The organism is uncultured Cetobacterium sp., assembly GCF_947039425.1.
In the GTDB taxonomy this organism is placed as follows: Bacteria; Fusobacteriota; Fusobacteriia; order Fusobacteriales; family Fusobacteriaceae; genus Cetobacterium_A.
Window position 1 is genome coordinate 1 of the sequence record NZ_CAMQYW010000065.1, and the last position, 7,942, is coordinate 7,942.

Below are 7,942 nucleotides of genomic sequence, written 5' to 3' on the forward strand. Positions count from 1 at the left end.
TAATAAGAAAAATTAAAATCAATCCTATTTTCTTAATTTTTATTTCAGGAATAATTGGTATTATATTTAAAATATAAATAAATCTTAATCCTCTACTATTACATAAAACCCCATAAGAGTAGCAAGGAATATATATACTAAAATTCTCATATTAGCCTCCTTAAAAAAATTTGATTATATTTTATTTACATTTTTTATTAAATTTTCCTTTAATAAAAAAGAGATAATTATACATTTTGTATAATTATCTCTAAGTAATCAATATTATCTAACTAACCAACCACCATCAATAGCTAATATATGTCCATTTAAGTAATCAGATGCTTTTGATGACAAGAATATTGCTCCACCTACAAGATCTTCTGTTTGTCCCCATCTACCTGCAGGAATTCTTCCTAAAATCTCAGCATTTCTCTTTTCATCAGCTCTTATAGGAGCTGTATTTGCCGTTTCTATATAACCTGGAGCTATTGCATTTACTTGAATATTTTCACATGCAAGTTCATTTGCAAAAGCTTTTGTAAGACCAGCTACTCCATGTTTACTAGCTGTATAAGATGGAACAAATTTCCCTCCTTGGAAAGATAACATTGAAGCAATATTTATAATTTTTCCTCCACCAATCTCTTTCATATATCCTGAAGCACACTTACTTAAATAATAAATAGAAGAAAGATTTAAATCAATTACATTTTTCCAGTCATCATTTGACCCTTCTAAAATAGGTGATCTTTTTATTGTTCCTGCATTATTCACCAATATATCTATTTTTCCATAAGCTTCAACACATTTCTTTACTGCATCCATAGCTACTTCCTCTTTAGATAAATCTCCTGTTTGAAATTTAACTTTTCCACCTATAGCTTCTACTTCTTTTTTCATATTTTCCATATTATCATCATTGTAAGTAAAAATAAATAAATCTGCTCCTGCTTTTGCAAGTCCCATAGCAAGTGCATTTCCAATTCCAACATTTCCACCAGTAACCATTGCAACTTTTCCTTCTAAATTAAACATATTTAACATAAAATCCCCCTTTATTTATTTTAAATTTATTTTTTAAAATATTGTGCTAAGCTAGTTTCCATTTTTTTTTCTAATCTTTTTATTCCACTATTTAAATGATTTAAAATTTCCTCTTCCAGTAACTCATAATTTTTTTCTTTTATATATTTTACTAATAATTTATGATCGTCTACTATTGATTTAAAATCTTTTATTTCTACTATATCTAACATTCTAAATCTCTTATATTGATATTGAGCTTTATTAATTTGCTCTAAAACAAACATATTTTTTGTAGCTCTATACCAAATAGTGTGAAAGTCGCAATCTAATTTATAAAACTCTTCAACTTTAAAATCAGTTTCCAATAAGAGTTCTTGTAATTTTAAATTATATTCTAATTCTAATAAATTTTTTTCATCAACCATATTTAAAAAAGATTTTAATACCTCTTTTTCAATAGCACATCTCATAAATATACTTTGAGAAATTATATCAAAATTTAAAAGAGAGATAGTATTACTTTTAAAAGGAATCCCTTCAATTAATCCCATTGATTTTAATTTTTGAAAAATATCTCTACATGGAGTTCTTGAAATTTCATATTTTTTAGATATTTCAGTTTCTGTTATTATCTGTCCAGGTTTATAATGTAAATTTAAAATTTTTTCTTCTAAATCTAAAGCGATAATATCTGTATTAGTTAAGTTTTTCATATAAACTCCTTTTTCATTGTATACATTGTATACACAATACTATATTCATATATAGATGTCAATAAAAATTTATATAATTTTCAATACTGAAAATTAGAGATAGACAATTATCTAAAAATAAGGTATTTAATAGTTATAGGTAATAAAATTTAGGAGGGGTCTATGAAAAATATTTTTAAATTTATACTTTTTTTTCTTCTATCTATTAACTCTTTTTCAGAAACAAGCCAAGAATATGCTACTGTTATAAGTAGATTTACTAAATTTATAGTACCACAAAGTAATAATGATTATAAAAGTAGTGAGCTTATTAAAACTATAAATAAAAATTCTCAAAAAAAATATTTATGGAAAGAATTTAAAGATATGAAACATGGACCAGATATACTTTTAACTTATAGAAATATTTTTGAACTTTGCAAATCATATAATTATTCTCAATCACAATATTATAAAAATAACAAAGTTAAAGATATTATCTTAGAATCATTAAAATGGATGAGAGTAAATGCTTATCAAGAAGGATTTCCTGAGCTTGGAAATTGGTGGCAGTGGGAAATTGGTATTCCAAAAGAATTAAATAAAATAATAACTGCTATGTTTATATATATTCCAGAAAATGAAAGAAATTTATATTTACAAGATAGTAGATATTTTCAACCATATGCTAAGTGGTCTGGTTATAGTGAATCTGCAAAATTTTCATCTGCCCCTCATAAAAGAATTTCAATGGGAGGAAACAGAATAGATACTGCTTTTATTGTATTTATGAGAGGAATTTTATCTAATAATAAAGATGAAGTGAGTGATGCTTTAAATAGTATAGGAGAAGTTGGAGACTATGTTACTCATGGAAATGGATTTTATAAGGATGGATCTTTCATTCAGCATGATACACTTCCCTATGGTGGAACATATGGTGCTGTTCTTTTAAATGGTTTAGGAATAATTCAATACTTAGTTTCAGATACTCCTTTAGAAATACAAGACAAAAGATTTAATAATATTTATGAATCAATTTTAACTGGATATAACTATATGATAGTTAACGGAAGAATATCAGATTCAATAAGTGGAAGGGCAATTACAAGAGTAAATTCAAATGATATGCTAAGAGGAGAGGAGAATCTATTATCTATTGCGATGATCTCTAAAGGAGCACCTTTAAAATATAAAGAAAAGCTTAAAGAGCTTGTAAAAAGAAATATTTTAGAAAATAACTTATACTATTTACCTGATAAAACTAAAAATCCTATTGAAAAAAAGGTTTTAAAAGATATTATGAGAGATAACTCTATACAAATAAAAGAGATTATTGGAACTAAAAACTTTAGTAATATGGATAGAGTAGTCTCAAGAAATAAAAATTATAGTTTTATTTTAAGCATGAATTCAAATAGAGTTGGAAATTTTGAAAGTATTTTAGGTGAAAATTTAAGAGGATGGCATACTAGTGATGGAATGTCTTATTTATATACTCCAAATAAAAAGGAGTATTTTGATTTCTGGCCAACAGTTGATCCATATCATCTTCCTGGTACTACTGAAAGTTTAACTTTTAGAAGAGATGGAAAAGGACAAAGAAGAGTTAAGAAATATATGGTTAAAAAAGATTTTGTAGGTGGTTCAACTGATGGAACTAATGCTATTATTGGAATGGATTTTAGTTCTTGGAATGATAAAACTTTAGCTAAAAAATCTTGGTTTATTCTATCAGATAAAATTATTGCTATTGGTAATGTGGATAGCTCTGATGGAGAAGTCCATACAACTGTTGAAAATAAAATTTTAGAAGACAAATCTCAAGTTATTGAAAATAATAGTAAAAAACTCATAGTTAAAAATAATATTTCAAACTTATATACTGGATATTTTTCTTTAAATAATAACAATTTAATTTCTAAGATAGAAAATAGAAGTGGTTCTTGGAAAGAAATTGGTGGAACTGGTACTAATGATAAAATAATAAAAAAATATATTTTATCATATATAGATCATGGTATAAATCCACAAAATAAAACCTATGCTTATATAATTTTCCCTGAAACTTCTTTAAATAATTTAAATGAATTTCAAAAAAATAACATTAAAATATTATCTCAAACTAAAAGAGTTCATGGTCTAAAAGTGGGAAATATTCTAGGTATAAACTTTTGGTATGGGGGAGAAGAGATTATAGAGGGTATTAAAGGAAAAACACCTTTAAGTTTAATTGTTTATAAAAATAAAAAAAATATTGAAATTTATGCTAGTGATCCAACTCATAAAAATGGGCATAATGCCACTTTAGAAATTTATGGAAATTTTTCATTAAAAAATAAAAATTCAAATATAAAACTATCAAATTTAAATGGAATTACTAAAATTATATTTAAAAACTTAAAAGATGGAGCTACAGAAAAAATGATTTTACAAAAATTTTAAATTTGATTTTTTTATTAAATAGGTGTATAACGTAAGTGTATTAAATCTTTATGCTCTTATAAATTAGAAACCTTATTGACCTAGGGTTTCTTTTTTATTAAAAAAAATAGTAGTCTCTATTTAGAACAATTCTAAATAGAGACTATTTTTATTTTTTATAAATTTCCAAAATATATTTTTAATAACAGTTTAATATACTCTTCATCTGTTAAAATATTTGGATTAAATTCAGTACAAATATCAGCTTTTATCTCTGATAACATTTCAGGAATCAGATTTTGAAACTCTTGAAAATCTATATTTAATTCACTTAAAGATTTTTCTATTCCTAAAGTTACTTTTAAATTTTCAATATACTTAACAAAGCTTTCTTTTCCTTCTAAGTTTAACTCTTTAGCTAAAACTTCATATCTTTCATTGGCATTTTCATTAATCTTAATAATATAAGGTAATAAAATAGCATTTGCTCTACCATGACTTAAATGAAATTTTGCTCCAATAGTATGAGCAATACTATGATTTATACCTAAAGAGGAATTATTAAAAGCTACTCCAGCTAAACAAGAAGCAAATTGAACATTTTTTCTAGGTTCTAAATCTTGTGCATTATTATAATGTTTAACTAAATTTTTATTTAATAATTTTAATGATTCTAAGGCCATAGCATCTGTAAAAGGATTTGCTACTTTAGAAACATAAGCTTCTAAAGCATGTGTGAAAACATCCATTCCTGTATCTGCAATTATTTTTTTAGGTAATGTCTTCATAAATTCTGGATTTAAAATTGCTATATCTGGTAGCATCTCTTCATTTGCTAAAGCAATTTTTTTATTTCCTTCTGTTATTACACTGTATGATGTCACTTCTGATCCTGTTCCACTTGTTGTTGGAATTGCTATAAAAAGTTTATTATTTAAAGTAATCTTTAATTTTCTTCCAAAATATAGCATTCCCTTACAAGCATCTATTGGAGAACCTCCACCTAAAGCTATAACCACATCTGGATTAAAAAGAACTAACTCTTTTAACCCCTTTTCCACTACATCTGTTGTTGGATTAGGTGTAACTTCATCAAAAATTTTCACTAATGAATTTTTTGGTAAAAGTTCTGTAATCTTATCAACTAATTTTAATGTAACCATTGATTTGTCTGTTACTATAAATACTTTTCCATTCACATTATTTTTTAAAAAATTTAATGAATTTTCACCAAATTCAATCTTTGGTTTAATATAAAAATTTTTCATAATATTCACCTACTTCTGTTCTGCCCAGTTTGCTGGATATGCTACATATGTGTATTTAGCATATTCTGGAGCACTAAATTTAATTGTTGAACCTTTAGGAATTAAAATTACATTTCCAACTTCTCCTGCTACAACTCTTCCATCTATAACTATTTCTAATCTTCCCTCTATAATATATAGAATTTCATCATAACATAAAGTCCATTCGAAAGTACTTTTTGTCATTTCCATAATTCCTGTTCCCATTCTAGGACTCTCTTCCAATGTAAATAAATCAGTTACATAAACCTCATCTGCTGGATTTCCAGTATCAAATTTAACTTTTGTAATTTTATCAGTTTTTACAACTGCTATTCCACTTTTATCAATATGTTTAACTTCATTTTTTTTTGTTAATTCCTCTGCGATTACCTTTTTTATTAACATTTCTAATTCTTTTTCATTTATATTCATTATGCTCTCCCATTAACTATATTTTTTTCTGTTGATGTCCCTTTTATATTTTTAAACATAACTTTTGCTACCATCACTGCAGAAATACCTCCAACTAATTTTCCAACAACCATAGGGAATATCATTTGAGTATCAACACCAGCTGTAAATCCTAAGTGATCTCCAAATACAAAGGCTCCACTTACTGCAAATGCCACATTTAGTATTTTTCCTTTATTATCCATATCCTTCATTAACCCAAACATTGGAATTGTATTTGCTAAACTTGCTACCATTCCTGCTGCTGCTTTTTCATTCATTCCTAAAGTTTGTCCCATTTTAGTTAATGGTTTATTTAAAACTTTTGTTAAAAAATGAACTAAAGGAAAAGCTCCTGCTAAAGTAACTGCTATACTTCCAACTACTGAAATTCCCTCAGTTATTGGTGCCATTCCAGGAATAACAACAATTCCTGTTAAAAATTCAACTATTCCTGCTGCAAGTCCTATTGTAATAACAATAACTACTCCTTTTCCAAAAATAGTAAATCCTGTTGTCATTTTATCTGGAATTTTCCAAAGTCCTATAGAAATAAGTCCAGCAAAAATTATAATTGGTAAAATATTAGAAATTACTAAATCAAAAGAGAATCCAGCAGCAAGTCCGCCTGCTAAACAACCTAATGGAATTGTTATCATTCCTGCTAAAACACCTTTAGCTAAAAACTCTCTATCCTCTTTTTCTATAATTCCAAGAGCTACAGGAATTGTAAACACTAAAGTTGGTCCCATCATAGCACCTAAAATTAATCCAGCAAATTTTCCTGCTTCTGGTGATAAGGCTAACTCCATTGCAAGAGGATATCCTCCCATGTCATTAGCTAATAATGTTGTTGCAAACATTGCTGGATCTGCTCCTAACATTGTATATGCTGGAGAAATAATTGGCTTTAAGATATTTGCAAGTACTGGAGCCAAAGATATTACTCCAACCATAGCTAAAGCCAGTGCTCCCATAGCTGTTATTCCCTCTTCAAATTTTTCACCATAACCATATTTATTTCCTAGACACTTATCAATTGCACCAATAATCATAAAAAATACCATAATGTAAATTATAATTTCATTAATACCCATTTTTTATTGCCTCCTCCACTTTAGTTGTTATTTTTTTTAAAATTGAATCATCAGTTATTTTAAAATCTGTTTTTAATATTTTTTCTATTCTCATAATAATACACTCCTCCTTAGGAGTATCTTGAGTAACTGTTTTTATTCCATTTATTTTTAAATAATCATTTACATTTGGAGAAATTATCATATTTTTAGTTTTATAAAACTCTTTATCAACTATAAACTCTTTTATATTCTCTAAATTTATAAGTTTTTTCTTCATATCTATTCACCATCCTCAAAGCCATCTATTATACCTATTGTTATAGCATCTATTGGAATATCTTGAGATTCTAATACCTGTCTAGCACCACTACCTCTAGTAATTAAAACCATATCTCCAATTCCAGCTCCAATATAATCACAAACAACTATTTTTTCTGAATTATCAAGCTGAGCTATCATAAATTTTAATCCATTTAAAGATTCATCTTTTCTAGTTGCCCAAACATTTCCAATAATTTTTCCTATGACCATTATTATCCCCTTTTTATAATTTTAATATTATTTTCTTTAATATAATCTATGGCTAACTGTGTAATTATTGTTTTTTCTGAAATTATAATCTCTTTTTCTTTTAATTTTTTTATATCACTTAAATTTAATACTTTTTTATTAAAAGAATATTGATTTGAAGCATTTTTTAAAAAATCTATTATCTCTATTTTATTAAAAAACTTTATTCCATAATCTTTTAACATATTTTCATAATTTTCATATTTTTCTAAAAGTTTTCCTGGAATATTTTTGTAACTTCTCCACTCTAGTCCCTCTTTTATAAGAAATACCTCATCACCATTTAAAATATGATTTAAAATCTCTTCATCTTTTTCATTTGAAAATGTCCCATTTCCTAAAGCAACTAATTCTGGAATTTTTAAATTTGATACTATTATTTTTTTAGAGTCATTGGAAAAAGTAAAGTCTTTTTCCAATGACTCTTTTA

General features: G+C 26.2%; 9 protein-coding genes. 1 reads left to right on the top strand and 8 read right to left on the bottom strand.

Annotated elements, in window-relative coordinates; genetic code table 11:
- Positions 1-264 precede the first annotated feature (264 nt).
- Positions 265-1,026: a 2-dehydro-3-deoxy-D-gluconate 5-dehydrogenase KduD gene (gene kduD, locus Q0V09_RS05185; RefSeq protein WP_297407311.1), complete on the bottom strand. Its 762-nt coding sequence runs from the start codon at positions 1,024-1,026 to the stop codon at positions 265-267.
- Positions 1,027-1,052: 26 nt separating this feature from the next.
- Positions 1,053-1,721, bottom strand: coding sequence for a GntR family transcriptional regulator (locus Q0V09_RS05190; RefSeq protein WP_297407309.1), 669 nt, complete (start codon positions 1,719-1,721; stop codon positions 1,053-1,055).
- Between the two features lie 162 nt (positions 1,722-1,883).
- On the opposite strand from Q0V09_RS05190, the gene Q0V09_RS05195 reads away from it, so the two are divergent.
- Entirely contained in the window at positions 1,884-4,145 is a 2,262-nt protein-coding gene (locus tag Q0V09_RS05195) for a polysaccharide lyase 8 family protein (protein ID WP_297487480.1), read from the top strand.
- Between the two features lie 155 nt (positions 4,146-4,300).
- Here Q0V09_RS05195 and Q0V09_RS05200 read toward each other — a convergent pair whose 3' ends face one another.
- The 6 genes from Q0V09_RS05200 to Q0V09_RS05225 all read right to left on the bottom strand — a co-directional run.
- On the bottom strand, positions 4,301-5,392 hold the full coding sequence (locus Q0V09_RS05200; protein ID WP_297487482.1) for a 1-propanol dehydrogenase PduQ: 1,092 nt from the start codon (positions 5,390-5,392) through the stop codon (positions 4,301-4,303).
- Positions 5,393-5,401: 9 nt separating this feature from the next.
- A complete protein-coding gene (locus Q0V09_RS05205; RefSeq protein ID WP_297407475.1) occupies positions 5,402-5,839 on the bottom strand; it encodes a cupin domain-containing protein in 438 nt (145 codons plus the stop codon).
- Between the two features lie 5 nt (positions 5,840-5,844).
- Positions 5,845-6,960 (bottom strand): ethanolamine utilization protein EutH, encoded by a 1,116-nt coding sequence (gene eutH, locus Q0V09_RS05210; RefSeq protein WP_297407467.1) that lies wholly within the window; start codon positions 6,958-6,960, stop codon positions 5,845-5,847.
- A complete protein-coding gene (locus Q0V09_RS05215; RefSeq protein ID WP_297407466.1) occupies positions 6,950-7,219 on the bottom strand; it encodes a hypothetical protein in 270 nt (89 codons plus the stop codon). The genes eutH and Q0V09_RS05215 overlap by 11 nt, the downstream gene beginning before the upstream one ends.
- A 2-nt stretch (positions 7,220-7,221) precedes the next feature.
- Positions 7,222-7,473: a EutN/CcmL family microcompartment protein gene (locus Q0V09_RS05220; protein WP_297487485.1), complete on the bottom strand. Its 252-nt coding sequence runs from the start codon at positions 7,471-7,473 to the stop codon at positions 7,222-7,224.
- A 2-nt stretch (positions 7,474-7,475) separates the two neighbouring features.
- Positions 7,476-7,942 (bottom strand): ethanolamine utilization protein (locus Q0V09_RS05225; protein ID WP_297487487.1); only part of this gene is annotated, 467 nt, incomplete at its 5' end.